Origin of the sequence: Iodobacter violaceini (genome assembly GCF_011601265.1) — a bacterium.
GTDB classification, from domain to species: domain Bacteria; phylum Pseudomonadota; class Gammaproteobacteria; order Burkholderiales; family Chitinibacteraceae; genus Iodobacter; species Iodobacter violaceini.
The window spans coordinates 47471-62637 of sequence record NZ_JAAOLX010000007.1; the positions used below are offsets into that span (position 1 = coordinate 47471).

At 49.9% G+C, this 15167-nt stretch carries 15 protein-coding genes; 10 read left to right on the forward strand and 5 right to left on the reverse strand.

Going from position 1 to position 15167, the window contains the following annotated elements:
* The first annotated feature begins 115 nt into the window (after window positions 1–115).
* From ybeY to lnt, 3 genes are all read left to right on the forward strand, one after another.
* Window positions 116–586: an rRNA maturation RNase YbeY gene (gene ybeY / locus HA050_RS13995; protein WP_166827306.1), complete on the forward strand. Its 471-nt coding sequence runs from the start codon at window positions 116–118 to the stop codon at window positions 584–586.
* 178 nt (window positions 587–764) lie between these two features.
* Window positions 765–1631: a CorC family transporter gene (locus HA050_RS14000; protein ID WP_166827309.1), complete on the forward strand. Its 867-nt coding sequence runs from the start codon at window positions 765–767 to the stop codon at window positions 1629–1631.
* 391 nt (window positions 1632–2022) lie between these two features.
* The gene (lnt, locus tag HA050_RS14005) at window positions 2023–3522 is read left to right on the forward strand and encodes an apolipoprotein N-acyltransferase (RefSeq protein WP_166827312.1); all 1500 of its coding nucleotides are present in this window, start codon (window positions 2023–2025) and stop codon (window positions 3520–3522) included.
* A 23-nt stretch (window positions 3523–3545) separates the two neighbouring features.
* On the opposite strand, the gene HA050_RS14010 is transcribed toward lnt, so the two are convergent.
* On the reverse strand, window positions 3546–4070 hold the full coding sequence (locus tag HA050_RS14010; protein ID WP_099398863.1) for an RDD family protein: 525 nt from the start codon (window positions 4068–4070) through the stop codon (window positions 3546–3548).
* 565 nt (window positions 4071–4635) lie between these two features.
* Here HA050_RS14010 and ilvB point away from each other — a divergent pair.
* From ilvB to HA050_RS14030, 4 genes are read left to right on the forward strand one after another with little or no spacing between them, the layout of a single operon-like run.
* Window positions 4636–6402 (forward strand): biosynthetic-type acetolactate synthase large subunit, encoded by a 1767-nt coding sequence (gene ilvB, locus HA050_RS14015; RefSeq protein WP_166827315.1) that lies wholly within the window; start codon window positions 4636–4638, stop codon window positions 6400–6402.
* Window positions 6403–6414: 12 nt separating this feature from the next.
* Complete coding sequence (gene ilvN / locus HA050_RS14020; protein WP_046351917.1) at window positions 6415–6906, forward strand: acetolactate synthase small subunit; 492 nt, start codon at window positions 6415–6417, stop codon at window positions 6904–6906.
* A 55-nt stretch (window positions 6907–6961) separates the two neighbouring features.
* On the forward strand, window positions 6962–7978 hold the full coding sequence (gene ilvC, locus HA050_RS14025) for a ketol-acid reductoisomerase (RefSeq protein ID WP_166827318.1): 1017 nt from the start codon (window positions 6962–6964) through the stop codon (window positions 7976–7978).
* Between the two features lie 60 nt (window positions 7979–8038).
* Window positions 8039–8593, forward strand: a complete 555-nt coding sequence (locus HA050_RS14030; protein ID WP_166827321.1) for a GNAT family N-acetyltransferase — start codon at window positions 8039–8041, stop codon at window positions 8591–8593.
* A gap of 188 nt (window positions 8594–8781) precedes the next feature.
* On the opposite strand, the gene HA050_RS14035 is transcribed toward HA050_RS14030, so the two are convergent.
* On the reverse strand, window positions 8782–9219 hold the full coding sequence (locus tag HA050_RS14035) for a hypothetical protein (RefSeq protein ID WP_166827324.1): 438 nt from the start codon (window positions 9217–9219) through the stop codon (window positions 8782–8784).
* Between the two features lie 422 nt (window positions 9220–9641).
* On the reverse strand, window positions 9642–10481 hold the full coding sequence (gene asd / locus HA050_RS14040) for an archaetidylserine decarboxylase (RefSeq protein WP_166827327.1): 840 nt from the start codon (window positions 10479–10481) through the stop codon (window positions 9642–9644).
* 241 nt (window positions 10482–10722) lie between these two features.
* Between asd and HA050_RS14045 the strand changes: the two genes are divergently transcribed.
* The 3 genes from HA050_RS14045 to HA050_RS14055 all read left to right on the forward strand — a co-directional run bounded on the left by HA050_RS14045 (window position 10723) and on the right by HA050_RS14055 (window position 14015).
* Window positions 10723–11103: a hypothetical protein gene (locus HA050_RS14045; RefSeq protein WP_166827330.1), complete on the forward strand. Its 381-nt coding sequence runs from the start codon at window positions 10723–10725 to the stop codon at window positions 11101–11103.
* Between the two features lie 157 nt (window positions 11104–11260).
* Window positions 11261–12028 (forward strand): CDP-diacylglycerol--serine O-phosphatidyltransferase, encoded by a 768-nt coding sequence (gene pssA / locus HA050_RS14050; protein WP_166827333.1) that lies wholly within the window; start codon window positions 11261–11263, stop codon window positions 12026–12028.
* A 202-nt stretch (window positions 12029–12230) separates the two neighbouring features.
* On the forward strand, window positions 12231–14015 hold the full coding sequence (locus HA050_RS14055; protein WP_166827336.1) for a 2-isopropylmalate synthase: 1785 nt from the start codon (window positions 12231–12233) through the stop codon (window positions 14013–14015).
* A gap of 180 nt (window positions 14016–14195) precedes the next feature.
* Here the strand turns inward: HA050_RS14055 and HA050_RS14060 are convergent, their stop codons facing one another.
* Both HA050_RS14060 and wrbA read right to left on the reverse strand, forming a co-directional pair.
* Window positions 14196–14567, reverse strand: a complete 372-nt coding sequence (locus HA050_RS14060) for a DUF2069 domain-containing protein (RefSeq protein ID WP_166827338.1) — start codon at window positions 14565–14567, stop codon at window positions 14196–14198.
* The gene (gene wrbA / locus HA050_RS14065; protein ID WP_166827341.1) at window positions 14564–15160 is read right to left on the reverse strand and encodes an NAD(P)H:quinone oxidoreductase; all 597 of its coding nucleotides are present in this window, start codon (window positions 15158–15160) and stop codon (window positions 14564–14566) included. The genes HA050_RS14060 and wrbA overlap by 4 nt, the downstream gene beginning before the upstream one ends.
* Between the last annotated feature and the right edge of the window lie 7 nt (window positions 15161–15167).

The following is a 15167-nucleotide window of genomic DNA, read 5'->3' on the forward strand; positions in this document are numbered from 1 at the left end:
CAGGCTGATCTGAAGTCATAAGCACCAGGATCAGCCAATTTACGCAGTTATACCGCAAACCACATCAGACCAGTATCGCCAAATTTTTAAGCAACAACATTTACAAAGATCACTTATGAAGCAACGTTTAGAAATCTGCCACCAGGTAGAAAGCACCGCCACCGGGTTGCCAGACACGGCACAGTTTCAGGCATGGGCAGAAGCCGCACTGCTGCCTGATGTGGCCTTCGCAGAAATTACCTTCAGAATTGTCGACACAGAAGAAGGCCAGCAGCTGAACCGCGATTACCGCGGCAAAGATTACGCCACCAATGTGCTGACTTTTACTTTTGATGAAGATATGCCCGATGTACCTGGCCTGCCGCTGCTGGGCGATATTGTGTTCTGTGCGCAGGTAGTAGAGAAAGAAGCACGGGAACAAAATATCAGCCTGCCTGACCACTACGCCCATCTCACCATTCATGGCGTACTGCACTTGCAAGGCTATGATCATCTTGAAGAAGATGAAGCGCTTGAAATGGAAGCTCTTGAAACAAGGCTGCTGGCAGGCTTAGGCATCAGCGATCCCTATAGGGAAGAGAAGTAAGCTTACAAAGGGAAGGTGGCTTACCCGGTAAGCACCTTGCCTTGCTGCATAGCCATCTAACAGAACAATTCAGGAGCCTCACTACAACAATCCCACTATAACCAACACGGCTGTAACCCAAAAAGCACGATCTTCCGGTATCATTCGGGCATCTTTATCATTGGATCTTTACGCCATAATGGATGATTACCCCTCGGGATCACCGAAATTGAATGCCCCCAAGTCATCATGGCTTGAACGCTTGACCCATTTTTTATTACGAGAGCCTGAAGATCGGGGCCAGCTCGTAGAAATTCTCCACTCCGCTTTTGAGCGCCAGCTGCTTGATGCCGATGCATTAGGCATGATTGAGGGCGTACTGAACGTCGGCGATATGCAGGTGCGCGATGTAATGGTGCCGCGCAGCCAGATGGACATCATCGACATCAATGATGCGCCTGCCAAATTTATCCCCTATGTCATCGAAACCGCCCACTCTCGCTTTCCTGTTGTGGATGGCAGCAAAGACAAAGTGCTTGGCATTTTGCTGGCCAAAGACCTGCTGCGCTATTACGCCAGCGATGAGGAATTTGACGTACGCGATATGCTGCGCCCTGCGGTGTATATCCCCGAAGCCAAACGCCTGAATGTGCTGCTCAAAGACTTTCGCAATAACCGCAACCATATGGCGATTGTGGTCGATGAATACGGCGGCGTGGCAGGCTTAGTCACGATTGAAGATGTAATGGAGCAAATTGTTGGCGATATCGAAGACGAATTCGATTACGACGAAGCTGAAGACAATATCATCCCGGACAGGCGCGGCAACTGGCGTGTTAAAGGCCTCACCGAAATCAGCGATCTGAACAAAGAAATTGGCTCTGAGTTCTCTGATCAGGAATTTGACACGGTAGCGGGCTTAATCACCCAGCACTTTGGGCACTTGCCAAAACGCGGCGAAATTGTGGCTTTCGACGGCTACCGCTTCCAGATCCTGCGCGCAGACAGCCGCCGGATTTATTCGGTGCTGATAGAAAAATTAGCAGATACGCCTGCTGAAGAGTAATACCAAAGAGAAGTGCTTAGGTTTTTAATAACGAACCAAGGAAAAGCCTAATGCTTTCGGCACAGGGCTTTTACCCTCCCCTGAAAACACGCTTCGCTCCGAACAAGCGGGGTGGGGCCGTCGTCAATTCGTGTTTGAGCGAAGCGAGTTGACACAACGCCACTGTCCGCAGCGAGGGGCATTCGTGTTTTAGGGGTCGCCTTCTTTGGCTTCGTTTCTTAGCGACGCAAGAAAGAAAGGTCCCGCGGGACATCCGCACCAAAACCAACCTGCCGAAGGTACTAAAGAGATCTTTTTGACGTTGCTTAGCATGTGCACCCGCCCTACGCAGTCACGCCTTACTTTATACAATCCCCATCCCAAACAGGAACGGTCACAGGCCGTGTTGCAGATGCAAAAACTTAAACCTCTCCTGCCCCACCTCCTGCTGGCCCTGTTTGGCGCGATCAGCGTCTTTTCTTTTGCCCCGCTGTATTTATTCCCCCTCATGTGGCTGTCATTAGCCGCGCTGACTTTTGCCATACAAAAATCCCCTTCCCCTAAAGCCGCTGCATGGCGTGGTTTTAGTTTTGGGCTGGGATTTTTCCTCGCCAATATCCACTGGATTTTCATCAGCCTGAATACCTTTGGCGGCATGCCTGCACCCATGGCTGCAGGGGGGATTCTGGTGCTGGCCGCTTATATGGCGCTGTTTCCGGCATTGGCTGGCTGGCTGACGCTCAGGCTGCCCAGCCCTGAACAACTGCGTGTACTGCTGCTGCCTACCGTATTTATTCTGACTGAATGGCTGCGCGGCTGGCTGTTTACAGGCTTCCCATGGGCCAGCATCGGCTATTCGCAAAGCCCGATGACGCCACTTGCAGGCTACGCGCCAATCGGCGGCGTATATCTGATCGGCTGGCTGCTGTGCCTGAGTATTGCGCTGATTGTCAGCAAGCCCAAGTGGCTGAAGGGCTGGGGCATTGTGGCCAGCATCTGGATTGCAGGCTGGGGATTAAATCAGCTGGAATGGACAAAAAAAGTCGGTGCACCAGTAAGGGTGAGCCTGGTACAAGGCAATATTTCGCAAGATATCAAATGGGATAATGCTTTTTATTTGGATAGCCTGAAAAGCTATCTGGAGCTGACCCAAAAAGCCCGCGGCCAGCTGGTGGTCTTGCCCGAAACGGCCATTCCTTCATTTATCAGCGATGTGCCGGATTGGTATCCGCAATTACTGCGCGATGCCGTAGCACCACGCAAAGCGGATTTAATTCTGGGCATTCCGATTTTAGGCAAGCATGAGGCGGAGTATTACAACGCCGTCACGGTGATGTCGGACCCGGCATTACCGCTGTATAAAAAGCAGCATCTGGTACCTTTTGGCGAGTTTATTCCGCTGCCCTGGTTATTCAACTGGATCTATCAGTTTATGGATATGCCACTCTCGGGCTTTAGCCGTGGCGCAGTAAAGCAAGCTCCGTTCTCGCTGGCATCCGGCCAGATTGCTGCAAATATCTGCTACGAAGATGTGTTTGGGCGGGAAATTATCAACGCCCTGCCCGAAGCTACCATGCTGGTTAATTTATCCAACCTTGCATGGTTTGATGGCTCTTGGGCGGCAGCTCAGCACGCACAAATGAGCCAGACCCGCGCCTTAGAAACCGGCCGCTATATGCTGCGGGCGACCAATACGGGGGTGACGGCGATTATCGACGAGAAGGGACGGTTTAAAGGCGTGCTGCCAGAAAGAACAGCCGGCATTCTGGAAGGCACCGCGCAGAACCGCAGCGGCATGCCCCCCTATGCCTGGGGAGGCGATTATCCGCTGCTGATTGCTTTGGGCGCTTTATTGCTGGGATTGGGCTTACTCAGGCGGCGTGAGGCACAAGCCCGCTTTGCTCAGGCATGATGATTGCCCACGCAATCCATGACTTAAACCCTGGGTGGTGCGATCAACAGCTGAGTTCCCGCCAGCCTGTCATGCAAAAACCGGCGTTCTTTATCCAGCAGAGCCCATAAATAAGGCAGAAAGAACAAAGCCGTTAACAACCAGGCCACAATACGTAAATCCGCATGATGGCGGGCAAAAATCCAGAATGGCGCGCAAGGCAGAGTACAAATCACCACCACAGCAAAACGGATACCCACCTCACGCCAGCCAAGCGGGCTGCCATCGCTCTTTACAAGGCAGATTCTCCATGTGCGCATCGCTAAAGTCTGTCCGCCGCGCCAGCACCACGCGCAATAAGCAAAAGCCACCGACATCACCCAAGTAAAATGCAGCGCACTTGCCAAAAGATGCTCAGGCAGAGCCGTCACAGGCAAGCCCGTTAATAATTGAAATACCCCCTGGGATATTCCTCCTGCCAGCAAAACCACCGCAATAAGCAGCAAAAGCTCGTATAAAAAGGCAAACATACGCCGCCACCAGCCTGCCGGCCCCGTTGTAATCTTCACAAATCATCCTTTTACTGCATCATTTTTATAAGGCGCATCGTTTTTTTACTGACGATGCACCATGCACTTGATTGAAACCAGGCAAACGATCATCAAATGTGCAAAATATTTAACTTACATGAAACGTTTAGCTCGCTTTTCATACTATAAATAAACTAAAAAAACCCGTTTACAGCACTTAAGCAGCCCGCTCGCAATCTTATCAAGAAACGCGAAGTACCTTTACCCCAAAAAAGGGCAAGCAAAGCAATCGTGTTGTAACTTTCTTTTCAGATAGAAGAGAAAATCAAGGCTGAGATACTAACAAAGTCAATATGCAAATCACTAGAAGAACTTGCCATTTATACCGCAGTGCGGTAACTTTCTAGTGCAATATCCAGCCAATAATGCAGGCGGCACTCTACATAGTCAGCCTGCGCCGAAAGGTCTCCGCCAGCGGACACACACTGGTCGTCAAATACAGGTCACAAACCTGTTTAATGCGGCGGAAGACCCGGTAAATCATTTGCAAACGGATGGCCTGTGGCCCATCCGTTTATCTATCGTTCTGACCTAGGGAATACCCATGGAAATTTCGGGCGCAGAGATCATCACGCGCTGCTTGCAGGAAGAAGGAGTTGAATTTATTTTCGGCTACCCTGGCGGCGCAGTTCTATCTATTTACGATGCAATCTTTAAACAAGATTATTTTAAGCATGTGCTGGTTCGCCACGAACAAGCTGCCGTGCATGCTGCCGATGCTTACTCCCGCTCCAGCAAAAAAGTGGGCGTTGCGCTTGTAACATCCGGCCCTGGCGCCACCAATGCCATTACCGGCATTGCCACTGCCTATATGGATTCGATTCCTATGGTGGTGTTCTCAGGCCAGGTTGCTACCGATGCAATTGGTTTGGATGCTTTCCAGGAAGTCGACATGGTGGGCTGTTCGCGCCCTATCGTGAAACACAACTTCCTGGTGAAAGATATTCGTGAGCTTGCTCCGACCATCAAAAAAGCGTTTCACCTTGCTACTACGGGCAGACCAGGCCCGGTTGTGATTGATGTGCCTAAAGATATTGCGGCTCAAACCACCGAGTTTATTTATCCGGCATCGGTTTCGATTCGCAGCTACACCCCGCCAACTAAAGGCCATCCCGGGCAAATTAAGAAAGCGGCTCAGCTATTAGGTGAAGCCAAGCGCCCATTTATTTATGTGGGCGGCGGCGCAATCTTAAGTAATGCCAGCGCAGAAGTGACTGAGCTGGTGAAGATGCTCAACCTGCCTTGTACCAATACCCTGATGGGCCTTGGCGCACTGGACGGCACCGATCCTCATTTCCTTGGCATGCTGGGCATGCACGGCACTTACGAAGCCAATATGGCGATGCAGTATAGTGACGTGATTATTGCGATCGGCGCACGCTTTGACGACCGCGTTATTTCATCGCCCGAGCATTTCCTTTCGCAAGCTAAAAAGATTGTGCATATCGACATCGATCCATCGTCTATCGCCAAGCGAGTTCGGGTAGATGTACCGATTGTGGGCGATGTAAAACATGTATTGATCGACCTGATCAACATTCTGAAAGAAACCGGCATCAAGCCACAGGCCGAAGCTTTGGCAGACTGGTGGAAACAGATCGAAGAGTGGCGCAAACCGCAAAGCCTGTGGTACGAGCCATCTGATCTGGTGATCAAACCGCAATTTGTGGTGCAAAAACTGTGGGAAGTCACCGGTGGTGAAGCCATCATTACTTCGGATGTTGGCCAGCACCAGATGTTTGCCGCCCAGTACTACCCATTTAAACGTCCGCGTCAGTGGATTAACTCGGGTGGTCTTGGCACAATGGGCTTTGGCCTGCCTGCGGCTATGGGCGCTCAGCTGGCAAACCCGGATGCGATCGTCGCTTGCATTACCGGCGAAGGCTCTATCCAGATGAATATCCAGGAGCTTTCAACCTGCAAGCAGTACCATATTCCGACCAAAATTATTAATCTGAACAACCGCTATCTGGGCATGGTTCGCCAGTGGCAGCAGTTCTTTTACGGCAACCGCTATTCCGAATCGTATATGGATGCGCTGCCAGATTTTGTAAAACTGGCCGAAGCCTATGGCCATGTTGGTATGAAGATCGAAAAACCGTCCGACGTAGAACCAGCGCTGCGCGAAGCCTTTAGCGACAAGCTGAAAGATCGCCTGGTGTTTATGGACTTTATTACCGACAGAGAAGTAAACGTCTTCCCAATGATTCAAAACGGGAAAGGCCTGAGCCAGATGGATTTACCACCACATATGCGTGATATGCAATTGGTGCCATTTGAAAACAACCGTGATTACGGCAATCTGTGCTGAGAGGAGATAAAAATGCGACACATTCTTTCAGTACTGATCGAAAACGAAGCAGGTGCACTATCCCGTGTAACCGGCTTGTTTTCAGCACGTGGCTACAACATCGACTCGTTAACAGTGCAAACCACTGAAGACACAACGATGAGCCGGATGACCATCGTCACCCATGGCTCTGAAGACGTCATCGAACAAATCACCAAACAGCTCAACAAGCTGGTAGAAGTGGTGAAAGTGATCGACCTGAACGAGGCCGATCATATCGAGCGTGAACTGATGTTGATTAAAGTACGGGCGACCGGCAAGGAAAGAGACGAGATGAAGCGGATGGCGGATATTTTCCGTGGCCGCATTATCGACGTCACGGAAAAAGCCTATACCGTAGAGCTAACCGGAACAGGCGAAAAGCTGGATGCCTTTATCAAGGCACTGGATCCGGCCGCCATTCTGGAAACCGTACGCACCGGTGCCTCTGGCATTGGGCGCGGCGAGCGTATTTTAAAAGTTTAATGGAGCATGGCCCTTTGCCATGCTCAAATCAAAATCAAACAACAGGAATTCAGCCATGAAAGTTTCTTACGATAAAGACTGTGATCTTTCCATCATCAAATCCAAAAAAGTAGCCATCATCGGTTACGGCTCGCAAGGCCATGCTCATGCATGCAACCTGAAAGACTCCGGCGTAGATGTTGTAGTTGGCCTGCGTAAAGGCTCGGCAACCGTTGCAAAAGCTGAAGCGCACGGTTTAAAAGTAACTGACGTAGCATCTGCTGTTGCTTCTGCCGATGTAGTGATGATTCTGACTCCGGATGAATTCCAGTCAAAACTCTATAAAGACGAAATCGAACCAAACATCAAGCAAGGCGCAACCCTGGCTTTTGCTCATGGTTTTGCAATTCATTACAACCAGGTTGTGCCACGCAAAGACCTCGACGTGATTATGATCGCGCCAAAAGCACCTGGCCACACTGTACGTTCCGAATTCGTTCGTGGCGGCGGCGTACCTGATTTGGTTGCTATTTACCAGGATGCATCGGGCAAAGCCCGCGACATCGCCATGTCTTACGCTTCCGGCGTGGGTGGCGGCCGCACTGGTATTATCGAAACCACATTCAAAGACGAAACCGAAACCGACTTGTTCGGCGAGCAAGCTGTTCTGTGCGGCGGCGCGGTTGAGCTGGTTAAAATGGGTTTTGAAACGCTGGTTGAAGCCGGTTACGAGCCAGAAATGGCTTACTTCGAGTGCCTGCACGAGCTGAAACTGATTGTTGACCTGATGTTCGAAGGCGGTATCGCCAATATGAACTACTCGATCTCCAACAACGCAGAATACGGCGAATACGTAACTGGCCCTAAGGTCATCAACGAAGAATCCCGCAAAGCCATGCGCCAAGCGCTGAAAGATATTCAAACTGGCGAATACGCTAAGAAATTCATCGTTGAAGGCGCAACCAACTACCCATCCATGACCGCTTACCGCCGCAATAACGCAGCACACGGCATCGAAGTAGTGGGTAACAAACTGCGCGCCATGATGCCTTGGATTCAAGCGAATAAAATCGTAGATCAAACTAAGAACTAATTGACCTTGATTTAAAACGTAAAAAGCCAGCTTTCGAGCTGGCTTTTTTTTGGAATAATGATGCCCACACTTGAAACCCCTCGCCTGATCCTCAGCCCATTTAGCTTTGACGATGCGCCAGCAGTGCAAAGCCTCGCCAGTGACTTTGCCATTGCCGATACTACCCTCACTATTCCCCATCCGTACACCGATGGCGCAGCAGCAAGCTGGATCGCATCCTCCGCCAGCCTGTGGCTGGTACAACAAACGCTGGCCCTGGCCATACGCCGCAAAGAAGATGGGGCCTTGCTCGGAGCAATCAGCCTGTTTGATATTTTGCCCGAGCACCGGGCTGAGCTTGGTTACTGGATAGGCAAACCCTTTTGGGGAAAGGGCTACGCCAGCGAGGCGGGCCATGCCATCCTGGAATTTGGATTTAATGAACTGAAACTTCAGCGAATTTACGCAGAGCATCTGACCAGAAACCCGGCATCCGGGCGAGTAATGGAGAAAATTGGCCTCAAGCAGGAAGGTATTTTGCGACAGCACGCGATGAAATGGGGCAAGCTGGAGGATGTTGTTTACAGGGGGATTTTGAAAGATGAGCGTCAAAAAATGAATCAAACAGTGCGATAACTTAGGCATTTTTATCAGCAAAGCATTCCATAACGATGATACCCGTTGGACTGATAAGGCTCTACTTTAGCCCAAGCTACTCACTAAAACAGGTAGAAATAGTAATTATCATTCAAATTAAAAAAAATAAAACAGGGCAATACATTTTATTTATTCGCAGGATATTTAAATTAATAAATCTCCATAAATTAACGCGTATACCAGCGTAGAAATATCGAAATCACAACTGATGTAATAGCACCAGTCATCATAATTAATTTCGCATCCTGAAAGTCTGCAATCCAAAAGCCACAAACCACAGCAAATATACTTCCAGCACAACCAAGGACAAGCACATAGATAATTGCCTTAACTTTGCGTAAACGCGTTGCCAATATGCCAGTAAGAAGGGCAGGCAATCCACCCAAAAAATAAAACATCATCAATATACCCAAACAGACATAAACGATATAAGAAGCCTCCTCCCATGGCAGAGATGACCCTCTAAAACTAGTCCCATCAAATAATTTATGAACATTCATTATAAATAGAAAAACAACCCCACCCAACGGAGGGCCAAATAATAAAAACCACAACCATTCCCGTTTCAAAGTTTTTTCAGGTTTTTCTAAGCCGTCAGTACTCATGGCAATACCCTAGTTAAAATAATTTAACACCTTAAAATTTAAACAATCTATAAAGCATGCCAATAAATATAAATAATTAACATTCTTTACTTATATACAAGCTATTAACGAAATTCGAGGATAGCTAATTCAGCAGAAAACTCAACACGACAACTGGGGACATACCACAGTTAATTATTTGATTGTGGTTGATCCCATATGTTGGGCATCGCTTCGCTCAGCACCAACCTACAGCAAATGACCCACGATTTTGTAGACTATGGCTAAGCTTGCGAAGCCCTGCGCTCTGCCACAGCTACATCAAATCACCGCTCACAGCGGTAATTTTTGCTACGCGTGTTGCCCTGTAGAAAACAAGATATAGCTTAGCTCATGCCCATATTGGGCATGACAATACCCAATATGGGCATTGTCACACAGCATCAATCCCCCATCTTCTCGCCCATCTGCACCGCTTTTTCCGCTGCCCACTCAGCATTCAGCTGGCATTTTCCTTCGGGGAACAGCATCACTACGGTAGAGCCGAGCAGGAAGCGGCCCATTTCTTCGCCTTTTTTCAGCTGGATATCCTGGCCTGCATAATCCCATTTTCTGACTGTCTTGCTTCTTGGCGGGTTAACAATGCCGTGCCAGACCGTCGCCATGCTGCCAACGATGGTCGCTCCTACTAATACCAAGGCAAAGGGGCCGAAGTCGGATTCAAACATACAGACCACCCGCTCATTGCGGGCGAATAAGCCATCCACGCCACGGGCGGTCACGGGGTTTACCGAGAACAGCTCGCCGGGCACGTAAATCATTTGCGTCAGGCGCCCATCGCAAGGCATGTGGATGCGGTGGTAATCACGCGGGCTAAGGTAGATATTGGCAAAGCTACCATTAATAAAGGGCCTGGCCAAGTTGCTATCGCCGCCCAGCAGTGCCGTGGCACTGAATTCCTTACCCTTGGCCTGGAAAATTTGCTCTGCTTTAATCGGCCCCAGCTGGCTAATCTTGCCATCCACCGGGCTGACAAAACGCGCGGAGTGAATGGGCCGGGCTCCGGGCTTTAATGCCCGGGTAAAGAATTCATTGAATGTGGCAAATGCAGCAGGATCGGCCTCTGCGGCCTCGCTCATATTGACTTTATATTTGCCAATAAACCAGCGAATCACCGCTTGAGTCAGCCATCCCGCTTTAAAACCTGCAAACACTCCTGATAGCTGCGTCAGCAAGCGCTTAGGTAAAAGGTGTTGCATAAGAACGAACAGACGTTCTGACACGTAGAGCCCCTGTAATCATCAAACCCGGAATTATAACTCAGACCCTGTTGCACGCGGCCGGCATGCTGCATGGAAGCCTCAATTTAAAAGCCTGTTTTTCTATATTTTGATGCTTTTTTTGCAGCCACAGCCTTTAGATTTATGCGGTTTTTAAATTGAAACAGATATTGTGATGTCGTCCCGGCATGTTGCTGCGGCCCAAGTTAACAATAACTTATCAATACCTTAGATGGAGGCTCCCATGTTCGAGATGGGGAAGTCATATAGCCGTGAAGATATTCACGCAGAGTGCGGTGGCAATAAACACTCCTATTTACCACGCAAGAATGGCCGTGTTGTAGCCGCTTGCTTAAGGCCAGATCTTAATCCCGGCGCTCCTAATATTATTCTTTGCAACCCCAAGCTGCCTGAAAAAGCAGCCGCAGATCAATTGGCCATTCAAGGCGGGGTTATCCCGGTTTTTCTGAAACAAACCAGCAGTAGCTGGGTTTATCAGGGGCTTTTCCGGGTTGTATCCTGCTCCAGCCATCCTGATGATTGCGCCCCTTATGCAGCGCAAAGCGCCTGGACAAAAGGCCAAATTAAACGGGTATTAAAGCTGGAACAACAAATTAAATTCTGAAAAGAACACGCTCTTTGGCAAAGGCATAACTTAAATGCCTTTGCCTCTTTTGCATCCCCAAATCATTCCCACCTGCAAATGTGAATCTTCAAGCAAGCTATCGACCGGGCAAGTCGTCAGCTACAATTGCTACTCACTGTCTTCAGGACTTTTGTGTATGCAAGCTAAACGCCCGATCAATTTCCGCCGCCAGGGTATTTATTTGTTGCCCAATCTGTTCACCCTTGCCGCGCTGTTTGCAGGCTTTTATGCCATTGTGCAGGCGATGAATAAGAATTTTGATCAGGCAGCAGTCGCTATTTTTATTGCCATGGTGCTCGATGGCCTGGATGGGCGGGTTGCACGTTTAACGCATACCCAATCTGAATTTGGCGCACAGTTTGATTCGCTATCCGATATGGTGAGCTTTGGCGTGGCCCCGGCGCTGGTGGCCTATGAATGGATGTTGCGTGATTTTGGCAAGCTGGGGTGGATAACGGCGTTTATCTATTGTGCAGGCGCTGCAATGAGGCTGGCGCGCTTTAATGCCAATATTGAAGTCATTGATAAGCGCTGGTTCCAGGGCCTGCCATCCCCTGCTGCAGCGGCCATGGTGGCGGGGCTGGTATGGATCAGCCATGAATACGCAGAAGAGCTCACCCCCATCAGCGGCGCCCTGCCCTATCTCGCCCTGATTTTTACCCTGTTTGCCGGGCTGACCATGGTTTCTAATGTGCGCTTCTGGAGCTTTAAAGAGCTGCATATGCGTAAAACCGTGCCTTTCTTTGCACTACTCATTACCACGCTGATTTTATTGGTGATTGTCGCCAAGCCACCACTGATGCTGTTTTGTGTTTTTATTGGCTATGGCATCTCCGGCTATGTGTATTGGCTTTATCGCTGGATTAAGCCGCTTAAACCAGATACAGACCCAAACCAACCCTAAGCCTTGCCGGGGGCTTCGCCCCCTTCTAATTACAAATCAGCGCCTGCCTGCTCTCCTCTTTAACCCATAAAATCAGACAAAATGTCTAGTTTTTGTGTTTTTGTCTACAGAAATACATCTACCTTAAAAATTAAGTGCAAACTATTTGACACCCCGTCCTCTGGAAGCTACTCTTGAGTACATAAACCTTGAGGAGATTGCCGTGGAATTAGACATTGAACGTCTAATCGCCGATTTTGGTGGACCAAGCGTGTTAAGTGAGGCGCTCAATAATCTGTTTCCGAATGATGTTATCTCACGCGCGGCCATCTACAAATGGCGTGAACGCGGCAGCATTCCGCTTAGTGCCACCAATAAGCTGGCACAACTGGCAGCTCATCAAGGTAAAAGCTTCAACATTCAGTATTACTTTTCAGCCACAGCACCCAAACCTGAGAGAAATGGCATGAGCGATCGTTTGTATATTTTCGACACCACCTTGCGTGACGGCGAGCAATCGCCAGGCGCTTCGATGACTAAAGAAGAGAAAATCCGTATCGCCCGCCAGCTGGAAAAACTCGGTGTAGATATTATTGAAGCGGGCTTTGCCGCAGCCAGCCCAGGTGATGCAGACGCCATTAAAGCCATCGCCAGCATTATCGAAAACTCCACCGTCTGTTCTTTGGCACGCGCCAATGAAAAAGACGTGCGTGCCGCAGGTGAAGCCATCAAGCCCGCCAAGCGTGGCCGCATCCATACCTTTATTGCTACCAGCCCCATTCATATGGAGCACAAATTACGCATGACGCCTGATCAGGTGGTCGATGCTGCAGTAAAAGCCGTGAAAATTGCTCTGGAATACACTGACGATGTGGAGTTCTCTGCCGAAGATGCCGTGCGCTCGGATATGGATTTCCTGATCCGTATTTTTGATGCGGTGATTCAGGCCGGTGCCAAAACCATCAACGTGCCAGATACCGTGGGCTACAGCATTCCATCTGTATGGGCAGAACGCATGCGGGAACTGATTGCCCGCGTGCCGAATTCCAACAAAGTGATCTGGTCGACTCACTGCCATAACGATTTGGGCATGGCAGTGGCGAATTCTTTGGCAGCGGTGCAAGCCGGGGCACGCCAGGTGGAATGCACCATCAACGGCCTTGGTGAGCGTGCAGGTAATGCCAGCTTAGAAGAAGTGGTGATGGCAGTGCGTACCCGCAAGGATTTATTCAATCTGCAAACCCAGATTGACCCGATCCAGATTGTGCCGACTTCCAAACTGGTTTCCACCATTACCGGCTACCCGGTGCAGCCCAATAAAGCCATTGTGGGCGCGAATGCCTTTGCTCACGAATCCGGCATCCATCAGGATGGCATGCTGAAAAACCGCGAAACATATGAAATCATGAGCGCGGAATCAGTGGGCTGGAGCACCAACCGCCTGACTTTAGGCAAGTTGTCTGGCCGCAACGCCTTCAAAACCAAATTGCACGAATTGGGTATCGATTTGGCCAGCGAAGAAGCGCTTAACGCAGCCTTTGCCCGCTTTAAAGAATTGGCCGATCGTAAACGTGAGATTTTTGACGAAGACTTGCACGCACTGGTTTCGGACGAAATGATCGCCATTGAGCAGGAACATTTCAAATTTACATCGCTGAAAGTGATTTCTGAAACTGGTGAAATGCCTTCTGCTCATATTGCCATGAGCGAAGATGGCCATGAGAAACACGGCGAATCAAGCGGCTCCGGCCCGGTAGATGCTGTATTTAAAGCCATTGAAAGCATGGCTAACAGCGGTGCAGAGCTGCAGCTTTACTCGGTAAACGCCATTACCCAGGGCACAGACAGCCAGGGCGAAGTAACGGTGCGCTTGGAAAAATCCGGCCGCATCGTCAATGGCCAGGGCGCAGACACCGACATTATCGCGGCCAGTGCCAAAGCGTATATCTCGGCGCTGAACAAATTGCATAACAAGGAAACGCGCATTAACGCGCAGGGACCAGTTTAAAGATAAGAATTTAAGACCGGGATACGGCGGGCCAATCAGCCCTGCCGTCGGGGACGCTTCACTCAAGCCATCCCCAATCTGTTACAACAGGGCCACAAGTCTTGTGACGGGCAGACACTCAAGCCAAATGGCCAGAAACCAGAGCTAAAGATAAGCCTCTGGTTTTTGGCCTTTTTGTATTTATGCCGTAGCGTTTCCTAAAGACGGCCGCGTCAGCCATGCAAAAGCAGCAAAACCTGTAAAGCACAGCGTGGCCAGCGCGACTTCTGCCCCAGCTAAAATTTGCGACAAGCCTTGATCACCCCATGCACGCATCACGCCTTCTACAAACCAGATCAGGATATACATCGATCCCCATTGGTAGGTGTAACGGCGGCCTTTTAAAACCCCCATCAGCATCGGCAACAAAAGTACCGCCTTCAATGCCAGCCATGAGCCGCCCTCTTTCATCGGTGCAAGCCACAGCTCCCAGGAAATACACAACACAATCAGCGCAACAAGGCTGGCCACAGACAACCAATGCGAAAAAGTAATCAATCGTTGATTTTTCATTCTGCTGCCACCAGTTTTAGTGCAATTTGTGCAAGCCGCTTACCCTGAGCAAGACACAACTGTTTCTCTGCTGCAGACAAGGGCTGATCAGATTCGCTGCCCGCCACATGGCTTGGACCATAGGGCGTACCACCGCTGGTGGTGGTACTCAGAGTGGTTTCAGAATAAGGCGTGCCCACAATCAACATACCGTGGTGAAGCAGTGGCAGCATCATGGTGAGCAAGGTTGATTCATTGCCACCGTGCATTGAGCCAGAGCTGGTAAACACGCAGGCAGGCTTGCCAATTAACGATCCCTTCAGCCAATCGCCTACCGTGCCATCCCAAAAGTACTTCATTGGCGCGGCCATATTACCAAAACGGGTAGGGCTGCCCAGCGCAAGAGCGATACATTCTTGTAAATCGGCCAGCTCCGCATAGGGTGCGCCAGCATCCGGCACACTGGCTTCTACAGCCTCGCAAACCGTGGAAATACGCGGCACGGTGCGGATTCGGGCCGTTGCACCCTCTGATTCAATCCCGCGCGCGATCAGCTGCGCCATCTGACGGGTAGCACCATGTGTGCTGTAATAAAGTACAAGGATCTCTGGCATTGCAATT

What these genes read in the sequence shown, in the direction of transcription:
- ybeY (WP_166827306.1), top strand. Translation starts at nt 116, where the DNA reads ATGAAGCAACGTTTAGAAATCTGCCACCAGGTAGAAAGCACCGCCACC.
- HA050_RS14000 (WP_166827309.1), top strand. Translation starts at nt 765, where the DNA reads ATGGATGATTACCCCTCGGGATCACCGAAATTGAATGCCCCCAAGTCA.
- lnt (WP_166827312.1), top strand. Translation starts at nt 2,023, where the DNA reads ATGCAAAAACTTAAACCTCTCCTGCCCCACCTCCTGCTGGCCCTGTTT.
- ilvB (WP_166827315.1), top strand. Translation starts at nt 4,636, where the DNA reads ATGGAAATTTCGGGCGCAGAGATCATCACGCGCTGCTTGCAGGAAGAA.
- ilvN (WP_046351917.1), top strand. Translation starts at nt 6,415, where the DNA reads ATGCGACACATTCTTTCAGTACTGATCGAAAACGAAGCAGGTGCACTA.
- ilvC (WP_166827318.1), top strand. Translation starts at nt 6,962, where the DNA reads ATGAAAGTTTCTTACGATAAAGACTGTGATCTTTCCATCATCAAATCC.
- HA050_RS14030 (WP_166827321.1), top strand. Translation starts at nt 8,039, where the DNA reads ATGCCCACACTTGAAACCCCTCGCCTGATCCTCAGCCCATTTAGCTTT.
- HA050_RS14035 (WP_166827324.1), bottom strand. Translation starts at nt 9,219, where the DNA reads ATGAGTACTGACGGCTTAGAAAAACCTGAAAAAACTTTGAAACGGGAA.
- HA050_RS14045 (WP_166827330.1), top strand. Translation starts at nt 10,723, where the DNA reads ATGTTCGAGATGGGGAAGTCATATAGCCGTGAAGATATTCACGCAGAG.
- pssA (WP_166827333.1), top strand. Translation starts at nt 11,261, where the DNA reads ATGCAAGCTAAACGCCCGATCAATTTCCGCCGCCAGGGTATTTATTTG.
- HA050_RS14060 (WP_166827338.1), bottom strand. Translation starts at nt 14,567, where the DNA reads ATGAAAAATCAACGATTGATTACTTTTTCGCATTGGTTGTCTGTGGCC.
- wrbA (WP_166827341.1), bottom strand. Translation starts at nt 15,160, where the DNA reads ATGCCAGAGATCCTTGTACTTTATTACAGCACACATGGTGCTACCCGT.